The 17,770-nt window shown below is 73.6% G+C and carries 15 protein-coding genes; 4 read left to right on the top strand and 11 right to left on the bottom strand.

From position 1 onward, the window contains the following. Positions 1–19: 19 nt before the first annotated feature. Both IF17_RS0134700 and IF17_RS0134695 read right to left on the bottom strand, forming a co-directional pair. Entirely contained in the window at positions 20–538 is a 519-nt protein-coding gene (locus tag IF17_RS0134700) for an ATP-binding protein (protein WP_030574989.1), read from the bottom strand. A 255-nt stretch (positions 539–793) separates the two neighbouring features. Beyond that, the gene (locus tag IF17_RS0134695; protein ID WP_030574987.1) at positions 794–1,111 is read right to left on the bottom strand and encodes a hypothetical protein; all 318 of its coding nucleotides are present in this window, start codon (positions 1,109–1,111) and stop codon (positions 794–796) included. A 252-nt stretch (positions 1,112–1,363) separates the two neighbouring features. Here IF17_RS0134695 and IF17_RS0134690 point away from each other — a divergent pair, with 252 nt between their 5' ends. Continuing rightward, the gene (locus tag IF17_RS0134690; protein ID WP_030574985.1) at positions 1,364–2,509 is read left to right on the top strand and encodes a PLP-dependent cysteine synthase family protein; all 1,146 of its coding nucleotides are present in this window, start codon (positions 1,364–1,366) and stop codon (positions 2,507–2,509) included. A 50-nt stretch (positions 2,510–2,559) separates the two neighbouring features. Here the strand turns inward: IF17_RS0134690 and IF17_RS0134685 are convergent, their stop codons facing one another. The 5 genes from IF17_RS0134685 to IF17_RS0134665 form a co-directional block, all read right to left on the bottom strand. Then, entirely contained in the window at positions 2,560–3,039 is a 480-nt protein-coding gene (locus tag IF17_RS0134685) for an SRPBCC family protein (RefSeq protein WP_030574982.1), read from the bottom strand. A gap of 70 nt (positions 3,040–3,109) precedes the next feature. Further along, positions 3,110–4,684 (bottom strand): SDR family oxidoreductase, encoded by a 1,575-nt coding sequence (locus IF17_RS0134680; protein WP_030574980.1) that lies wholly within the window; start codon positions 4,682–4,684, stop codon positions 3,110–3,112. A 77-nt stretch (positions 4,685–4,761) separates the two neighbouring features. Beyond that, on the bottom strand, positions 4,762–6,765 hold the full coding sequence (locus tag IF17_RS0134675) for a hypothetical protein (RefSeq protein ID WP_030574978.1): 2,004 nt from the start codon (positions 6,763–6,765) through the stop codon (positions 4,762–4,764). 122 nt (positions 6,766–6,887) lie between these two features. Next, positions 6,888–7,319 carry an SRPBCC family protein gene (locus tag IF17_RS0134670; RefSeq protein ID WP_030574975.1) on the bottom strand — a complete coding sequence of 144 codons (432 nt, stop codon included), beginning with the start codon at positions 7,317–7,319 and terminating at the stop codon, positions 6,888–6,890. 138 nt (positions 7,320–7,457) lie between these two features. After that, positions 7,458–8,312 carry a DeoR/GlpR family DNA-binding transcription regulator gene (locus IF17_RS0134665; RefSeq protein WP_030574973.1) on the bottom strand — a complete coding sequence of 285 codons (855 nt, stop codon included), beginning with the start codon at positions 8,310–8,312 and terminating at the stop codon, positions 7,458–7,460. Positions 8,313–8,579: 267 nt separating this feature from the next. On the opposite strand from IF17_RS0134665, the gene IF17_RS0134660 reads away from it, so the two are divergent. Continuing rightward, the gene (locus IF17_RS0134660) at positions 8,580–11,009 is read left to right on the top strand and encodes a hypothetical protein (RefSeq protein ID WP_030574971.1); all 2,430 of its coding nucleotides are present in this window, start codon (positions 8,580–8,582) and stop codon (positions 11,007–11,009) included. On the opposite strand, the gene IF17_RS0134655 is transcribed toward IF17_RS0134660, so the two are convergent. The 4 genes from IF17_RS0134655 to IF17_RS0134640 form a co-directional block, all read right to left on the bottom strand. Then, complete coding sequence (locus IF17_RS0134655) at positions 10,979–13,420, bottom strand: right-handed parallel beta-helix repeat-containing protein (protein ID WP_030574969.1); 2,442 nt, start codon at positions 13,418–13,420, stop codon at positions 10,979–10,981. The genes IF17_RS0134660 and IF17_RS0134655 overlap by 31 nt on opposite strands. A gap of 212 nt (positions 13,421–13,632) precedes the next feature. Beyond that, positions 13,633–14,223 carry an Rv1733c family protein gene (locus IF17_RS0134650; protein ID WP_030574967.1) on the bottom strand — a complete coding sequence of 197 codons (591 nt, stop codon included), beginning with the start codon at positions 14,221–14,223 and terminating at the stop codon, positions 13,633–13,635. A 53-nt stretch (positions 14,224–14,276) separates the two neighbouring features. Continuing rightward, on the bottom strand, positions 14,277–15,101 hold the full coding sequence (locus IF17_RS0134645; protein WP_030574965.1) for an MOSC domain-containing protein: 825 nt from the start codon (positions 15,099–15,101) through the stop codon (positions 14,277–14,279). Positions 15,102–15,174: 73 nt separating this feature from the next. Beyond that, positions 15,175–15,663: a DUF6643 family protein gene (locus IF17_RS0134640; RefSeq protein WP_030574962.1), complete on the bottom strand. Its 489-nt coding sequence runs from the start codon at positions 15,661–15,663 to the stop codon at positions 15,175–15,177. 701 nt (positions 15,664–16,364) lie between these two features. Between IF17_RS0134640 and IF17_RS0134635 the strand changes: the two genes are divergently transcribed. After that, complete coding sequence (locus IF17_RS0134635) at positions 16,365–17,045, top strand: 2-phosphosulfolactate phosphatase (protein WP_030574960.1); 681 nt, start codon at positions 16,365–16,367, stop codon at positions 17,043–17,045. Positions 17,046–17,133: 88 nt separating this feature from the next. After that, positions 17,134–17,770: TerD family protein (locus IF17_RS0134630; RefSeq protein WP_032773050.1), on the top strand; the 637-nt coding region annotated here is incomplete at its 3' end.

The following is a 17,770-nucleotide window of genomic DNA, read 5'->3' as shown; positions in this document are numbered from 1 at the left end:
CGCACCCAGGTACTTCACCTCAGCCGACCACGGCCGACCGGGCCGGGGCCGCCGCGACGGCCTCGGGGCTGATGGGGACGGACCCGAACGGCCCGTCGGTGATCGACCCGTAGACCGCGAGCGGCGGCAGGGTCGAGGTGGCGCAGACCGCCGGCAAGGTGAACCAGACGGCCTTTCCGGCCGCGCCGCTCGGCCGTACGCCCCAGCTCTCGCTGACCGCGGCGATCAGGGCCAGACCCCGTCCCGAGGTGGCGAAGGAATCCGCCTCGTTCACCGTGGGGACACGGGGGTCATGGTCGTGGACGGAGACCGTCAACCGGTCGAGCAGCAGCTCGATGTCGACGGTGCATGACTTGTCCGGCTGTGCGTGCCGGTGGACATTGGTCAGGAGTTCGGTGACGCCCAGGGCTGCCTGGTCGATCAGGGGATCGAGATGCCAGTAGCGCAGTTGGGCCGAGATGATTCTGCGGACCTGACCGATCCGCGACGGCAGGGCTTGGAGCTCCACCGTGCAGTGCCTGCTTGGCTCGCTGATCACGGCTGCGACTCCCCGAAATAGGTCCGGAAGAAGAAGACGGACGAACGGAGCCGGCGGGACGACTGACTGCCGAATCCGCTCTGCTCTTGTCGTGTCTCTCATGTCGCACGATCCGGTCCCGCGGTGTCCCGTGGGAGCGAATCGCTCTGTCACCGAGGGTGCACCTTCAGTGACGTGGGTCCAGCGTGGCCCAGCCCGAGCAGCTCCGCAACTCGCGGAGCCGCGTACGGCGCCCGAGGAACCGGGGCCCGGGGCTCAGCCCCTGCGGCCGCCCGCGCTGCGCAGCGCCTCCAGGAAGCGGCGCAGCGGGGCCGCTCCGTCGCGTCTGCGGTTGCGCTGCCCCATCGTCAACCGGTAGCGCACGCCGTTCACCCGGGCGATGGCCGAATCCGCCGCGAAGAACCACCGTTTCCCCGCACTCACCGTGCCCACCGGGGCGCTGTCGATCTCCCGCCCGTTGCTCATCAGCAAGGACAGCCGGCCGTCCTTGACGACCACCTGACCGGCCCTGGTCAGCGACCGGGTGAACCGCTCGATCCTGACCCCCGACGCACTGAACTCGGCGTCCGCCATCGCGGCTTCGCCCCCCTTCGTCACCACTTCTCCTGTTGCAGTGTGCCCGGCCGCGCGCCCGGCCGCCAGAGGGCACGGGAGCCCGCCGCGCGCTCCTCGCACCGCCCGCCCCAACTGCCCCCGAAAGGCCTGCCCAAAGGCAGGGCTATGGACCATCAAAGTCAACGTTTGCGCAGGTCGGGGGCCTATCGTGGAGGCAGGAGTACCGGGCGGACGAACAGCGGCGAACAACGCACGAACAGGAGCACGGCGATGGACACCCATGAGCTGGGACAGGAGCGCGGGGCCACGGGGGCGGTCATGGGGACGGTGGACGTCGACCGCAGCGACCCGGAGTACCGGGCCTGGCTGAAAGAGGCCGTCCGCAAGGTGCAGGCCGACGCCAACCGTTCGGCCGACACCCACCTGCTGCGCTTCCCGCTGCCCGAGGAGTGGGGCATCGACCTCTACCTCAAGGACGAGTCGACGCACCCCACCGGCAGCCTCAAGCACCGGCTCGCCCGCTCGCTCTTCCTCTACGGGCTCTGCAACGGCTGGATCCGGCCGGGCAAGCCGGTCATCGAGGCGTCCAGCGGATCGACCGCCGTCTCGGAGGCTTACTTCGCCAAGCTGATCGGCGTGCCGTTCATCGCCGTGATGCCGCGCACCACCAGCCCGGAGAAGTGCCGGCTCATCGAATTCCACGGCGGGCAGTGCCACTTCGTCGACGACTCCCGCAAGATGTACGAGGAGTCCGCGTCCCTCGCCGCTGAGAGCGGCGGGCACTACATGGACCAGTTCACCTACGCGGAGCGCGCCACCGACTGGCGCGGCAACAACAACATCGCCGAGTCGATCTACCAGCAGCTCCGGCTGGAGCGCTATCCGGAACCCGCCTGGATCGTCGCCACCGCCGGGACCGGCGGCACGTCGGCCACCATCGCCCGCTATGTGCACTACCTCCAGCACGACACCCGCGTCTGCGTGCCCGACCCGGAGAACTCCTGTTTCTTCGACGGCTGGACGCGACACGACCCGTACGCGAGCAGTGATTGCGGCTCCCGGATCGAGGGCATCGGCCGCCCCCGTATGGAGCCGAGCTTCGTGCCCGGCGCCATCGACCGGATGATGAAGGTGCCCGACGCGGCGAGCGTCGCCGCCGTACGCGCCCTGGAGCGGGCCATCGGCCGCAAGGCGGGCGGCTCCACGGGCACCGGGCTGTGGAGCGCCTTCAAGCTGATCGCCGAGATGGTGGAGCTGGGGGAGAAGGGCAGCGTCGTCACGCTGCTGTGCGACCCGGGCGACCGCTACCTGGACAAGTACTACTCCGACTCCTGGCTGGAGGAGCAGGGGCTTGACATCGCCCCGTACACCGCGGCGATCGACGGCTTCCTCGCCACCGGAACCCTGACCGGCTGACTGTCCGGAGCGGCACCCAGGCCGCCGGAGGGCTCAGGCCGCAGCAGCGCTCAGGCCGCCGGAGCCGTCAGCCGCCCGTCGAGCCGGCGCACCGCATCCCGGAAGGACCGGCCCATCCCCAGCCGCGCGACCCCCAGCACCGAGCGGAACGGGCCCGTCCCGTCGGCGGCGAAGGTCCACTGCACCCGGGTCCCGGTCCCGTCCGCGGTGAGCCGCCACTCCTCCACCAGGGCCCGCAGCCCCGGCGCGTTCGTCTCGTCGACCCGGTAGGCGTAGCGCTCGCCCGGCTCGGCGGCCACGATCGTCTCGCGGAACCGGACCCCGCCGCGCAGCCGCACCTCCCGGCCCGCGCCCCCGTCGGTGGGCGTGGCCCGGGTGACGGCGGTGAACCAGGAGGGCCAGGAGGCGACGTCCTCGGCGAGGGCCCGGTAGACCACGTCCGGGGGTGCGGACACCTCGGCGGCGAACACCAGACGAATCGGCGCGGATTCGGTGAACTCCAGTCCTACGGTACGGAGTCGGCGTGCCATCGCGTGCACCTCCCGGCGGTCTGCGCCTTATGGGGCGCTCATGGGGAGGGACACCATAGCGGCCGGGGCGTCAGTTGTCTGTACCACTGTCGGCCACCGGTTCGCGGCCCTGCTGCCGTGCCCGGGCGGCGGCCTGGGCGGCCGCGGCGATGTTGCGGGCCATCCCGCCGAAGACCACCGCGTGGAAGGGCGACACGCCCCACCAGTACGCATGGCCGAGCAGCCCTTGCGGGTGATACAGGGCGCGCTGGCGGTAGAGCGTGCGCCCCTGGTCGTCGGTGGCCACCGACAGTTCCAGCCAGGCCAGGCCCGGCAGCCGCATCTCCGCCCGCAGCCGCAGCAGTTCGCCCGGCACGATCTCCTCGACCCGCCAGAAGTCCAGCGAGTCCCCGACCCGCAGCCGGTGCGCGTCCCGCCGCCCGCGCCGCAGCCCGACCCCGCCGACGATCCGGTCGATCCAGCCGCGCACCGCCCAGGCGAGCGGGAAGGAGTACCAGCCGTTCTCGCCGCCGATGCCCTCGATCACCCGCCACAGGTCCGCCCGGTCCACCGGCACGGCCAGCTCCCGCTCGTCCCGGTAGAGGCTGCCGCCCGCCCAGTCCGGGTCGGTGGGCAGCGGGTCGCTCGGCGCGCCCGGTAGTGAGGCGGAGGACCAGCGGGTGTCCACCCGGGCCTCCTTGATCCGCTGGAGGGCGAGGCTCAGCGCCCGGTCGAAGCCGATCGGCCCCTCCGGCGGATCGGGGACGTACCGCGTGATGTCGTGCTCCCGGCAGACCACCTCGTGGCGCAGTGACTCCGCGAGCGGCCGGGCGATCGACCGGGGGACCGGGGTGACCAGCCCGATCCAGTGGCTGGAGAGCGTCGGGGTGAGCACGGGGACCGGCACGATCACCCGCCGCGGCAGCCCCGCCACCCGGGCGTAGCCCTGCATCATCTCCCGGTACGTCGTGATGTCCGGGCCGCCGATGTCGAAGGTCCGGTTCACCTCGGGCGGCAGGGTCGCGCTCCCCACCAGGTACCGGATCACATCCCGTACGGCGATGGGCTGGATCCGGGTGGAGACCCAGCTCGGGGTCACCATCACCGGCAGCCGCTCGGTCAGATAGCGCAGCATCTCGAACGAGGCCGACCCCGAACCGATCACGATCGCCGCCCGCAGCACCGCCGTCGGCACCTGCGAGTCCAGCAGGATCCGCCCCACCTCGGCCCGTGACCGCAGGTGCGGCGACAGCTCCTTCTCCGGCACCCCCTCGGGCGTCAGCCCGCCCAGGTAGACGATCCGCCGCACCCCGGCGGCGCGGGCCTTCTCGCCGAAGTTGCGGGCGGCTTGCCGGTCGGTCTCCTCGAAGTCCGAGCCGGAGCCCAGCGCGTGCACCAGGTAGTACGCCACGTCGACGTCCCGCATCGCCTCGGTCAGCGAGTCGGCGTCGGTGACATCGCCGCGCACCACCTCGACCCGGTCCGCCCAGGGGTAGTCGCGCAGCTTCTGCGGCGTCCGGGCCAGCGCGCGGACCTGGTGGCCGGCGTCGAGGAGCGCGGGCACCAGTCTGCCGCCGATGTAGCCGGTGGCGCCGGTGACCAGGCAGCGCAGCGGGGTCTCGTCGGGGACATCACGTACGTCGGGTTCCTCAGGAAGATCCGTCACCTGTCCGAGTCTCGCACCCGACGGCGTACGAGGTGGGGACGAGGACTCCGTACGGCGGAGCGCGCGCTGCCAGCGGCTCAGCGCACTGCCGCCAGCGTCCCGCCCTCGCGCAGCCTCGCCGTCAGCTCCACGGAGGCGTCGCGCGGCGCCCGTACCGCCAGCGTCGGGCCGCCCGCCGTACCCCGCACCTGGCCGGTGGCCTCGATCCGGTTCACCGCCCGGCTGCCCGCCGCCAGGACGTACCACCGGCCGGAGGCGGCCTTCCAGTGCGTGCCCGCCAGGATGTGCTGCCCGAACCGGCTGCACAGGGCGGTGTCGTTCCGGTCGGCGACCACCGCCGCCGGGGCGGTGGGGGAGGCGGCGGGCTGGAGGAACTGCACCAGCACCCGGCCGGGGCCGCGCCAGGTGTCGGCGCGGGTGCAGAGCCACTCGGCCGACGCCTCGCCCTCGGGCAGCCTCTGCTCGGCGAACGCCCAGTTGTTCACCGCTCGCACCCCCGAGCCCGACAGCGCCCGCAGCGAACACGCCGTGCGCGCCCAGGCGAGCAGAGCCTCCGGACCCGTCGCCTCGCGGGGCTGCCGGGCGGGTGCGCCACGGCCCGGCTTCGGCGTGTACGTCAGATGGGCCGGGGCCAGGTCGCCCAGATCGGTCACCAGGAACGCGTGGTTCTCCACGATCCGCTCGGAGGAGCGCAGCTGGAGCACCGGCCAGGCGTCGCAGCCGCCGCCCGCCGCCGGGCGCTCCACCGGGGCGGTGATCCCGTCCGGGCCCACCTCCAGCGGCCGGCCGGGTGTGTCCGGCGCGAGCAGGTCCCGGGTGGTGGTCTCCGAGATCCAGGGGGCGAGCAGGAACCGCGCCTTCTCGCCCGTACGGCTCACGACCACGGCCGCCCCCGTCGTCACGTCCGCGTCATCGGTCCGGGCGAAGTCCAGCGCCGCCCCGCCACCGCCCGCCAGCGGCTCCGCGTACCGCACGATGCGGACGCCGCCGTCGTGGAACAGCACCACGGCCGCCCCGTCCACCTCACCCGCGAACAGCAGCCGGGGCGGCTGCGCGGGCGGTACGCCGACCGTGCCCGGCGTGGTCGACACCTGTACGTTCCCCGAGGGCTCGGACCAGGCCCGCAGCGCCCGGCCCAGCAGCTCCCCGTCGCCCCGCCGGTCACCGCGTACGGGCCAGGCGGTGAAGTCGATGCGTGAGGTGTCCGCCCACTGCTCCGCCGCCGTACGCAGCAGGGCCGCCGGGTCGAGGGCCGGGACCGTCACACCGGCTCCCGGCGCCTCGTCCCGTACCTCCTTCCCGGCGGCCACCGCGAGCGTCCCCGCCACCACGCACAGCGCCGCCGCGAGGGCCGCCGCCCGTACCCGGTGCCTGCGGCGCAGCAGATCGCTCGGCCGGGTCTGCACGGTGCACGGGTCGAACTCCCCGGACCGCAGCAGCACTTGGGCCGCCACCGGGTCCGGCCTCCCCAGCCGGGCCGCACGGCGCACCGCCCCCGCCGGATCGTCCACCCCCGCCTCGGCGAGCAGCGCCCGCACCGCGGTCTCCGGCAGCCCGTCCAGCAACTGGAGCGCGAACGCGGCCCGTACGGCACCCGGCACCTCCGACAGCGCCCGGTCCAGAGCCAGTTCGTCGACGCCGCCCGCCCGGGGGAAGAGCCGCAGCCCCCACACCACGGGCAGCGTCGGCCGTAGCGCGGCGGGTGCCGGGAGCCGGCCGGGCCACCAGCGGGGCCTGCGCTCGTACGCCAGCGCCGTCCGCAGCACCCGCAGCCGCATCCACGCGTACGGGGCGCTCGCCGGGCCCTCCGCCCGCGCCGCCCGTGCCGCCTCCGGGGAGCGCCGGGACTGGGCGGGCACCCGCACCCGGTCCGGGGAGGTCCTGGCCCCGGGCAGGGCCCGCTGCACGGCACCGTGCGCGGCCAGGACCCGGCGGTGCCGGCCCAGGGAGGGCGGCAGCACGACATAGGCGAGCCGGACCAGACGCGGGTAGTGCTCCACGAGGGCGGCCTCGGCCTGCTGGACGCCCAGGGGCTCGCTGGATGCGGCGGCGGAGCGTTGCTGCGGTTGATGGATCGGCATGAGTTCGGTGCCTTCCGGGGCCGTGGCGGGGAGTGTCATACCGACAAACGAGTCAATCGTGTGACGGTCACATCACCCGCACCGGTCACCGGCGTCGGATCGGCCCTCGCGCCGGACGCCCCCTAGGCCAGCAGCTCGTCCAGCACCCCGCCGAACAGCCGCCGCCCGGCCGAGGCCAGCAGCGGGTCACCCCACCGCGGCACCAGCCGCACCCGCAGCTCCTCCACCCACACCACATGGGAACCGGAATGCGTCGGCAGCACATCGATCGAGGCCCGGCCCAGCACCACGGAGCCGCGCTTCTCCAGCAGGCAGATCCCGGCCCGGCCACCGGCCGGCGGCGTCCAGCGGACCACTTCCATCGGATCGTCGAAGGCCAGCGGGCCCACCCCCGTACGCGCCGTGAACACCGTGCCGACCCTGGTCGGCGGCCCGCCCGCCACCGAGATGGCGGTCAACGGGACACGCTCGGCGTGCCGTTCCCAGTCGGTCACCCGGCGCCAGGCCTCGGCTGCGGGGAGAGGGGAGAAGCGCTCGATCCGGAAGACGGCCATTCCCCGATCCTAGGACGTCACGGCCGGACGGCGACCCGAGCGGAATCCGGACAGCCGCAGGTGGTGAGCCGCGCCCCGGGGATCAGTCGGGGAAACGGCCTCCCCGGGGATCAGTCGGGGAAACGGCCTCCCCGGGGGTCAGCCGGGGGAGACGGCCTCCCCGGGCGACTCGTGCCCCTCGCCCGCCACCACCAGGCCCGGCAGATGCTCGCCGATCTCCTCGCGCGCCCCGGGAGCCAGCCCCGCGTCCGTCACGAAGGTGTCCACCTCGTCCAGTGTGGCGAAGGAACTCAGCCCCACCGTGCCCCACTTGGTGTGGTCGGCCACCACCACGACCCGGCGGGCCGACCGGACGAAGCGGCGATTGGTCTCCGCCTCCGCGAGGTTGGGGGTCGACAGACCGGCCTCCGCCGAGATCCCGTGCACCCCGAGGAAGAGCAGGTCGAAGTGGAGGGAGTCGATGGCCCGGTCCGCCACCGGCCCCACCAGCGAGTCCGAAGGCGTCCGCACCCCGCCCGTCAGCACCACCGTCGCCGTCCCCGGCCGCGCACCCCGCCCGGCCACCGGACGCTGCGCGTCGTGGAACACGTCGGCGACCCGCACCGAGTTGGTCACCACCGTCAGATCCGGTACGTCCAGCAGATGGCGGGCCAGCGCGTAGGTCGTCGTACCGCCCGAGAGGGCGATCGCGCTGCCGGGCTGGGCCATCGCCGCCGCCGTCCGCGCGATGTCCTCCTTGGCGCTCAGCTCCAGCGCCGACTTCACCTCGAAGCCGGGCTCGTGGGTGCTCGCCTCGACCACGGGCACGGCACCGCCGTGGACCTTCTCGATGACCCCCTGCCGGGCCAGCGCGTCCAGGTCCCGACGGATCGTCATGTCGGACACATTCAGCCTGCGGGTCAGCTCGTTGACCCTCACCCCGCCGCGCCTGCGCACCTCGTCGAGGATCAGGGCACGCCGCTGCTCCGCGAGCAGGTTCTGATTCTCGCTCAACGCCGTCGCCCGGTCCTTCCCTCTGCTCCTACGGTCCGCAGCGGCCTGCGGGACAGGCTCATCCTGCCACGCAGGCATGTCCGGCGTACCACCTGGGGAGATTCCGTGAGACCGCTCACGCACCCGCCCCGCCTCCGGGATTCTGGGGCCGGGCCGGAGCCCTCGGCTCCCCGCCCGCCTTCGCCCGACCTCCGTCATGTCCTGCCCGACCCCTGTCATGTCTTCGCCGGCCCCGCGCGGCCGGCGCGCCCGAGAGAGAGTGCCGCCTTGGCCCCTGCCATCCCGCCCCCGTCGCGACCCCCGCAGAACACCGGGGCGGCGCTGGAACTGCTGGTCCACGGCGTCGGAGGCGCCACCCCGCAGGAGATGCTCGGCGATCCCCGTACCGTCCGGGTCACCGGGGACGCGACCGCCGCCGTCTACCGGCGCACCGAGGACGCCCACGGCGAGAAGCACCCCGAGCGCTACCGGGACGAGCCCGTCGCCGAGGCGTACTGCTGGTCCGGGCTCACCTCCGGCAACGGCTCCCGCGCCCTGTGGCTGCTGCTCCTGCCGTTCATGGTGGTCAACCTCGCCCACTGGATGCGCCCCACCGCCGCCGGCCGCACCCGCGCGGTCCGGCTGTACGGCGTGGCGGTGCGGCTCGTCGCGCTCAGCCTCACCGTGCTGCTCACGGCGGCGGCCTGCGAGGTGGCGCTGGACCTGGTGGCCTGGCAGTGCGCGGGCACCTCCGCCTGCTCCGAACGCCGTTCCTGGCTGGGCTTCCTGTCGAGCCATCAGGGCGGCTGGTGGTCCCAGCCCGGGCGGCGGCTCGCGCTCGCCGCCACCGTGCCGGCCGCCCTGGTGGGGCTCCTGTGGTACCTCTCCAACCGGACCTGGAGCGCCTACGAGTCCCAGAGCCCCCTGGACGCCACGGACGACGACGCCTGCGACCCGGACGGCACGGAGGAGACCCACGGGCCCGGCGCCCCGGACAACGCCGACGACCCGGAGTCCGCGCGTCCGGTGCCGCCCGCGCTCAGCAGGCCCGGCTTCTGGTACGGCCGCCGGCTCGTCTCCCGGCTCCGCGCCGCGCACACCGCCGCGGGCTTCCTGACCGTCGCGGCCTTCGTCATGGGGGCCGCGACCCTCCACGACCGGACCGTCGGCAGCTCGGTACCGCCGGTGTTCGGCCTGGTCATCCAGGGGGCGCTCGTCCTCTGCGCCGTGGTCGTCGTCTGGGTCATCTGCCGCCGGGGCCGCAGCGAGAGCGTCCGGGACAACCGGGTCGACGGCGCCCTCATCACGTACCTGCCCGGCTCCGCGCTCGCCCTGCTCGGCCTCGCCGTCGTGCACGCCGGCTGGTCGCGCCCGGAGTGGGTCTCCTCCGGCAGCCTGTCCGGTGAGACCGCCTTCCGGCTCCTCGCCCTCGGCCAGGGCCTTCTCGTCGTGATCATGGCGCTGGTCGCCCGCAGCCTCTACCGGCGCACCCCCGAATCCCGCACCACGCTGTACGGCCTCGGCGGCCCGTCCGTCGCCATGCTCGCCTGCGCCCTGGGCGGCGTGATGACCGGCGGCGTGGCCCAGCGCGTCGCCGACTGGCTGGACGGCCCCGGCACCCCGGGCACGGGGCGCGGCTCCATCATCGAGGGCCCGCCCGTCCTGCTCAGCTGGCAGGCCTCCGTCATCCCCGTACTCCTGCTCCTGCTGCTCGTCCCGGTCGTCTTCCTCGTCGTCCGCACCGCCCGCCGGGCCCGCCGCATGGGCCCGGACATCGAGGCGGAGTACGCCCCCGAGCCGCCCGACCCCGGCCGGACCCGGCGGATCGCCCGCATCCGCGCCACGGCGGCCCTCACCGACTCGGCCCCCTGGATCGTCGGCGTGGTCTCCGCCGCCACCCTGCTCCTCGGCGCGGCGGCCGTCGCGGGCTCCTGGGCCAGCGGCGAGGTGCCCGGCCTCGCGACGGACGGGGCCGCGGCGCCCGTCGAATCGCTCGCCGAGGCCGCCCAGTCGACGGGCTCCTGGCTCATCGGCTTCGGCTTCATCCTGTTCGTCGCGGGCGGGCGCCGCGCCTACCGGGACGCCTCCGCCCGGCGCACCATCGGCATCCTCTGGGACGTGGGCACCTTCTGGCCGCGCGCCGCCCACCCCTTCGCGCCCCCCTGCTACGCCGAGCGCGCCGTCCCCGACCTGGCGTCCCGGATGTGCGCCTGGACGGCGACGACCAAGGGCCGGCTCATCATCTCGGGCCACTCCCAGGGCAGCGTCCTCGCGGCCGCCGCGGTCTGGCAGCTCCCCGACACGGCCCGCCGCCGGGTCGGGCTGCTCACCTACGGCTCCCCGATCGAGCGGCTGTACGGGCGCTGGTTCCCGGCCTACTTCGGAGCCGTACCCCTGCTCGGGCTGAACCGTTCGGTGCACTGCTGGCGCAACCTCTTCCGGGCCACCGACCCGATCGGCGGGCCCGTCCGGCTGAGCACCGACCCCGACCCCGACACCGGCGTCGACCGGGGACCGCTGAAGGACCCGCTGGCGTACGGGCGCACCACCGCGCTCCCGCTGCCCGAACCGATCCTCGGCCACTCCGACTACCAGGCCGACCCGGTCTTCGCGAAGGAACGGGCCGCGCTCCTCGAAGAGCTCGGACCCCGGCTGCCCCGGCAGGGCGGGGAAACCCTGGAGAAGGGTCAGAAGAGCTCGGGGAGGTCCTCCGGGTAGAGCAGGGTCAGGTCGTCCGTGCTCGTCTCGGCGAGCTGGGCGACCCGGCCCGCGTGCCGCTCCACCATCGACTCGAAGGTCTGCCGGGCGGTGCGGCCGTTGCCGAAGGCGGGGCCCTTGGGGAGCGCGGTGAAATACTTCAGCAGCGCTTCCCCGGTCCCCTCCGCCAGGCTGTACTCGTGCTCCTCGGCCTGCTGCTCGACGATCCGCAGCAGCTCCTCGGGGAGGTAGTCGTGGAAGGTGATGGTCCGCGAGAAACGGGACGCCACACCGGGGTTGACGGTGAGGAACCGCTCCATCTCGTGGGTGTACCCGGCGACGATCACCACCACCGCGTCCCGGTGGTCCTCCATCAGCTTCACCAGTGTGTCGATGGCCTCACGGCCGAAGTCGCGCCCGGAGTCCTCCGGGGAGAGCGCGTACGCCTCGTCCACGAAGAGGACCCCGCCGCGCGCCCGGTCGAACGCCTCCTGGGTCCTGATCGCCGTCGAGCCGATGTGCTCCCCGACCAGGTCCACCCGGGAGACCTCCACCAGGTGGCCGCGCTCCAGCACCCCGAGCGAGGCCAGGATCTCCCCGTACAGCCGGGCGACCGTGGTCTTTCCCGTACCGGGGGAGCCGGTGAAGACGAGGTGGCGGCGGACCGAGGCGGCCTTGAGCCCGGCCTCCGCGCGGCGGCGGCCCACCTCGATCATGTCGGTGAGCGCCCGCACCTCGCGCTTGACGCTCTCCAGGCCCACCAGCGCGTCCAGTTCACCGAGGACCGCCGCGGAGTCCCGGGCGGGCTCGGCCGCCGGAGCCACCGGTTCGGGCTCCACGGCCCGCTGCCCGGGCATCGTGGAGAGCAGTCCGGGCGTCGCCTGCGTGGCCGTCAGCACGGCGGGGGCCGGAGCCGGTGCCGTACGCAGACCGCTCTCGTCGCTCGTGCAGTCCGTGACCACCGGGCCGGAGCCCCCGGCCCCGTCGCCCGCCGGCCCGGCGAAGCCCTCGGGGAACTCGTAACCGCCGCGCGCGCACCGCTCGGTGCGGCAGCGGGTCAGCGTGGTGCGGCAGCCGTCCATGACATGGAAGCCGTACCCCTCGCTGCCCGTCACCCGGCAGCTGTCGAAGGTGCCGCGCCCCTCGGCGGAGACGTAGAACCCGGCCTCGGCGGGGTTGGTGACCGTGCACCGCTCGATCACGGGGTCGGCGCCCTTGGTGACGATGACCCCGGTCTGGGCCGCGTCGATGGTGCAGTTGTTCAGCGTGCCGCCGCTGCCGTGGTCGCGGAACCAGGCGCCGGTGGAGGCCTCCCGGATCCGGCAGTCGTCCAGCTGGGCGGTGGCGCCGTCGCTCACGGAGACGGCGGTGTTGCGGATCTGGGAGAGGTCGCTGTCCACCACATCGGCGCGCGATCCCCGGTCGAGGACGAAGAGGGCATCCGGCACGTCATGGACCCGGCAGGCGTCCAGTATCACCGTCGCCCCGTCGCTGACCCAGACCGCCGGGTAGTCGCCCGTACTGTCGTGGATCTCGCACTGGTTGGCGTCCACGCGGGTGCCCGGGTCCCAGACCGAGAGACCGTTGCGGCCGAAGCGGCGGACCGTGGAACGGGTCAGCGTGAGCACCGAACGCGACCGCAGGTCGATCGCGTTCTCCGGAATGTCGTGGATGTCGCAGTCGGCGAGCGTCAGCACCGCATCGGTGTCCAGCGTGACGCCGTCGCCCGACGTGCGGTGCACCGTGCAGTCGGTGAGGTGCGCGGTGGCGCGGGCGGTGACCTGGACGCCGCTGCCCTTGACCTCGTACACCTCGCAGCCGATCGCCTCCAGACCGCTGCCCTCGCCGGTGACACCGATGCCCGCGCCGGAGGAGTGGTGGATCCGGCAGCGGTCCAGGCGGGGGTGGCCGCCGTCGCGGACCGAGACACCGGACTGCCCGGCCGAGACGATCTCGCACTCCTCGAAGACCCCGCCCGCCCCGTCGAGTACGGCGATGCCGACGCCGGCCGGATTGTCGACGGTGCAGCGCCGCACGGTGGGCCGGGCCGCTCCCCGTACCTCGATACCGGCGGCCGAGCGCGTCACGATCCGCAGGTCCGAGAACTCGGGGGTGCCGTCCTCCACCAGCACGGCCGGGGCCGCGGAGTCCTGCCCCTCGATGTGGAGATCCTGGACGATCGCGGAGGCGCGCACCGTCAGCGGTACGCCGTCGACCGGCGCGATCCGCACGGAGCCGACCGACCCCTCCGGGCCGCGCAGGGTCACCGCGCGGTGGAGGACGAGGTTCTCCCGGTAGGTCCCGGGCGCGACGGTGAGGACGTCACCGTCGGCCGCCGCTTCCAGGGCCGCGGAGAGGGAGGCGTACTCGCCCGTGCGGCGGCGCCATCGCGAAGTTCCGGTGTGCGTCACCTGGACCGTGCCCTGTGCCATGGAGTTGCTCTGCCCCCACCTCGTGCTGTGCTGCCTCGGGTCGTGCTGTGAAGCCCTGGGCCGTGATGGCCCGGGTCCGTCCGTCCGCCCGCCTGTCGAGGAGGCGGACGCGGTCGGACCACCGTAGCGCGCGGGAGGGGCGGGAGTTGACGACTCGGGCCGCCGGGGTGCTGTCGCCGCCCGCCGTACGCGGCCGAGGTGGCCGCCCGCCGTCAGCTGCCCGTTCCGGCCCGGCCCCAGTCCGGGCCCGCCTCGGCCCACTCCCGGTCCCAGAGCGCGTACCGCTGCCGCACCAGGCGCCCTACGATCAGCCGCCTGCCCGCCTCGACACACCCGGCGGCGAGCAGGAAGACGCCGATCCCGCCGAGCACCGCGTGCGTACGGGCCGCGTCCGTGTCCATCGGCGGTGGTACGGGGAGGCCTGCCGCGTCCGTCCAGACCCGCACCGGCGCCCCGGGCTCCCGGGACTTGGACGTGGTGACCTCGCCCGTCCGCCGGGTGCCGTCCGGCGCCCGCCAGACTGCCACCACCGAGGTCCGCCCCGACTCGGCACCCGGGTCACCGGCGAACCGACGCGCCTGAGGCACCGGTCCGACCACGACCGCGGTGACGGGCCGCCGCTCCTCGTGCTGGGCCCGTATCTCCTGCTGGAGCGAGGCGTCGGCGAGCGCACCGCCCGCCCACCCGGCCGCCGGCGCCCCCAGCGCCAGGAGCACCAGCGCGCCGAGCGTCACCCACGCCTCGCGGCGGTCGGTGGCGCGCCACAGCGGACTGTGCCGCCACCTGAGGACTCCGATGCCCATGCTTTTCCCCCCGGTCGTTCCCATGCTCCCCCCGGGGCCCGGTCCCCGTGTCCTCAGTCGAGGATCTTGACGGGGTCCCCGACCCGGATCACCCCGGTCCCGTCCGGAATCAGATTCTGGCCGAAGAGCAGCTGATTGCCGACCCGGCGGTGGCGGGCCAGCGTGAGCAGCGGCTCCTTGCCGCGCTCGGCGGTCCGCTGGTCGGTGGTGGTGATCACGCAGCGGCCGCAGGGCTTCACCACGGAGAAGGGCACATCGCCGATCGCGATCCGCCGCCAGTCGTCCTCCACCCACGCCTCGGTGGAGTCGATCACGACGTTCGGCCGGAAGCGGTCCATCGGCAACGGCCCCTCGTGCGGCCGGTCGCCCGCCGCGATCAGCGAGTTGAGGGCGTCGAGCGAAGCGGTGGTGGTCAGCAGCAGCGGATAGCCGTCAGCGAAGGAGACCATGTCCCCGGGGCGCGCGTACGCGGGGTCGACGGCTCTGCGGCGCGCCGGATCGTCGAGATGCACGAGCCGGGCCTCCGAGCCGAGGATCTCGCTGAACCAGGCGTGGGCCTCGTCCGCAGCCTCGGCGACCGTGACGGTGTCCCGGTGCAGCTCCACATCGACCAGGCTCTCCGGCCCCGGCACCTCCACCCGCAGGGGCGGACGGCCCGGGGCGGAGAGGGCGATCCCCCCACCGGACAGCGGCACCGCGGAGATCCGCGCCAGAAACGGCTGCTGTCGTTGGGTGATCACCCGCGGCGCCTTGTCGACCAGCATCCAACGGCGGTCGCCGTCGAGTCCCCATGGCTCGACGGCGATCTCGTCGGATGTCTGGGCGCCCAGCGATTTGACCGGATACAGGTGGACGGACCGGAGCACGGGAGAGGCCATGCGCCCCATCCTGCCAGTCACCTATCCATACCTACGCACGGTTTGTTCGCGGAGCCCGCGGCGGTCCGGAGGGTCAGTATCCCCGGCTCTGGTACGGCCGGTTGTACGGGTCCTCGTACGGCGACGGGGCCGGCGCGGGCCGCGGCGAGGCCGGGCGCATCGACTCGTACCCGGTGCCGGGCGCGGGGCGCTGCGGCTGGGACTGCTGCGGGTAGCCGCGGACCGCCGAGGGCTGCTGCGGGATGTACGGCGCCGGGGCGCTCTGCAGCCCGCCGCCGTACATGGGCGCGCTCTGCGCCGGGGCCTGCTGGTACTGCGGCATCGGCTGGTGCTGCTGCGGATAGCCGTAGGAGCCGACGGGCTGCGAGGGGGCGGCGGGCAGGGCCGGCAGCGCCGACGGCAGGGCCGGCAGATAGCTGCTGGACGTGTCGTACGCGGCAGGGACGCGGATCGGTGCGATCTGCGGGGTGCCCCGCTCCGCGACCAGGGAGTCGTAGATCGGAGTGTCGGGGAACGACGCGGCGTAGTAGCCGCCGCCGAAGGCGGAGCGAGGGGAGGTCATGGCACCTAAGTTAAGCCCACGATGTGCCGGTTGGGGAGCCCCAATCTTAGGGTCATCCGTTTTTACGCCTGCTCTCTCGGCCGGGACCACCAAAACACCGCTAATCCCTCGCCTATCAGAGGCATTCCCTCTTGGCGGGCCATTGTCGACGAGAAGTGTCGGGCGGGTTACAAAGGGCGACAGCGGGCCCGCTTCGGGGGAGAGCGGTCCCGTTCGGCGGCGGGTCACGCCCGTTCGGGCGGACGCTGCTTTCGGAGGAGCCCGTCCCGGGGGTACCCGCACCCGGCGGTTTCGGCCTGTGGCCGGTGGCCGGGACCACGCCACGTTCTCTGCCTCTCGGGGGTGCGCTCTCATCGGCCGAGGCGACGACCTCTTCGCGGCCGGCCGCCCGCGGTGGCCTGCTCGGGTTCGGCCACGTCCCCGCGTTCCCGGTCACCGAGCGCGTCGGCGGCACGCTCCTGCGACAGCGGCCCCTGCCCCTGTCCCCAGGTTGCGGCCGCCGAACTCATAGACAGTCACGCGGCTTCCGATGAGGGCCTGTTCGCCGCACATTGCCGGGTCCGGCCGGTAAAACAACAGAGGACGGCGCCGACGTCGGCACGCTCGGTTTCGTGGAATTTCGGCCCGATGGAATGCCCGGCCGGTGAACGGCCGCGTCGCCGTCCTGGTGCTGTGGGCCGGGTCTCCGCGATCATGACCGGATGAAAGCTCGATTCCTCGGCATCCCCGAACTGGTCGAAACCCCGCCCGTGGCGGTCGTGGTCGACGTCATGCGCGCCTGCACCGTGGCCGCCTGGGCCTTCGCCCAGGGGGCGGAGAAGATCGTTCTGGCCGAGTCCCTGGACGAGGCCCTGGCGCTCAAGGCCCGCCACCCGGACTGGGTGGCGCTCAAGGACGGCCCTCCCGCGCCCGGCTTCGACGCCGTCAACTCGCCGGGGCTGCTGCGCTCCCTGGACCTCGGCGGACGGACCGTCGTGCAGAAGACCACGGCGGGGACGGTCGGCGCGCTCGCGGTGAAGGACGCGTCGCTGGTGCTGTGCGCCAGCTTCGTGGTCGCGGAGGCCACGGCCCGGTTCCTGCGCGAACGCGGCGGTGACAGCGTCACGTTCGTGGTCACGGGCGAGGACGGGCGCGCCGATGAGGACCTGGCGTGCGCCCAGTACATCGCCCGGAGGGTCACCGAGGACGCGACGGACGCGGACGGCTTCCTCCGCCGCGCCGGTGCCTCGCGCGCCGCCAGCGAGCTGGCGGAGGGCGTGCGCCAAGGAGTCCATCCCGATGACATCGCCCTCTGTCTCGAACTCGACCGGTTCCCCTTCGCCATGGTGGCGACCTCGGAGGACTCCCTCATGGTCCTGCGTCCCCACCCGGGCCACGCGTAGTCGCCGAACCCTTCCGGTGGCCGCCCGGCGGAGGGATTAGGTTGTGCGGAAAGGCCTGCGGGCAGCCGGAACCGTGATGGGGGCGAGCATGACCATGCAAAAGGGAACCAACGTTCCGGTGCCTGCGGGCACCGTGCGCGTCGAACTGGGGTGGCGGGCCGCCGCGGGCACCCCTGATGTCGACGGTTCCGCACTCCTGTTGGTGTCGGGCAAGGTCCGCGACGACACCGACTTCGTCTTCTACAACCAGCCGGCCCACGCCTCTGGCGCCGTCCGCCACGAGGGCAAGCGGACCGCAGGTGACGGGGTCACCGACACCCTGCTCGTCGACTTCGGCAGGGTCGAGCCGGCGATCGACCGCATCATCGTCGCGGCCTCGGCGGACGGCGGCACCTTCGGCCGGGTGAGCGGACTGTACGTACGGGTCGTCGACGCGGCCGGCGGCGCCGAGCTCGCCCGCTTCGACTCCACGGACGCCACGATCGAGACCGCGTTCATCCTCGGTGAGCTGTACCGGCGCCAGGGCGCCTGGAAGTTCCGCGCGGTCGGGCAGGGGTACAGCAGCGGGCTGGAGGGCCTGGCGACGGACTTCGGCATCTCCGTCGACGAACCGCAGCAGGCCGCAGCGCCCGCACCGGCCAGGCCCGCCGCCCCCGCCCCCGTGCCGCCCACGCCTCTGGCGCCGTCCGCCACGAGGGCAAGCGGACCGCAGGTGACGGGGTCAC

It is taken from the genome of Streptomyces cyaneofuscatus (assembly GCF_000718135.1).
GTDB lineage: Bacteria > Actinomycetota > Actinomycetes > Streptomycetales > Streptomycetaceae > Streptomyces > Streptomyces cyaneofuscatus.
Note: the sequence above shows the minus strand (reverse complement) of the source record. Positions and strands in the feature narration are given on the sequence as shown.

Coding starts and splice junctions, on each gene's coding strand:
- IF17_RS0134695 (WP_030574987.1), bottom strand. CDS start 1,111: ATGGCGGACGCCGAGTTCAGTGCGTCGGGGGTCAGGATCGAGCGGTTC.
- IF17_RS0134690 (WP_030574985.1), top strand. CDS start 1,364: ATGGACACCCATGAGCTGGGACAGGAGCGCGGGGCCACGGGGGCGGTC.
- IF17_RS0134685 (WP_030574982.1), bottom strand. CDS start 3,039: ATGGCACGCCGACTCCGTACCGTAGGACTGGAGTTCACCGAATCCGCG.
- IF17_RS0134675 (WP_030574978.1), bottom strand. CDS start 6,765: ATGCCGATCCATCAACCGCAGCAACGCTCCGCCGCCGCATCCAGCGAG.
- IF17_RS0134670 (WP_030574975.1), bottom strand. CDS start 7,319: ATGGCCGTCTTCCGGATCGAGCGCTTCTCCCCTCTCCCCGCAGCCGAG.
- IF17_RS0134655 (WP_030574969.1), bottom strand. CDS start 13,420: ATGGCACAGGGCACGGTCCAGGTGACGCACACCGGAACTTCGCGATGG.
- IF17_RS0134650 (WP_030574967.1), bottom strand. CDS start 14,223: ATGGGCATCGGAGTCCTCAGGTGGCGGCACAGTCCGCTGTGGCGCGCC.
- IF17_RS0134645 (WP_030574965.1), bottom strand. CDS start 15,101: ATGGCCTCTCCCGTGCTCCGGTCCGTCCACCTGTATCCGGTCAAATCG.
- IF17_RS0134640 (WP_030574962.1), bottom strand. CDS start 15,663: ATGACCTCCCCTCGCTCCGCCTTCGGCGGCGGCTACTACGCCGCGTCG.
- IF17_RS0134635 (WP_030574960.1), top strand. CDS start 16,365: ATGAAAGCTCGATTCCTCGGCATCCCCGAACTGGTCGAAACCCCGCCC.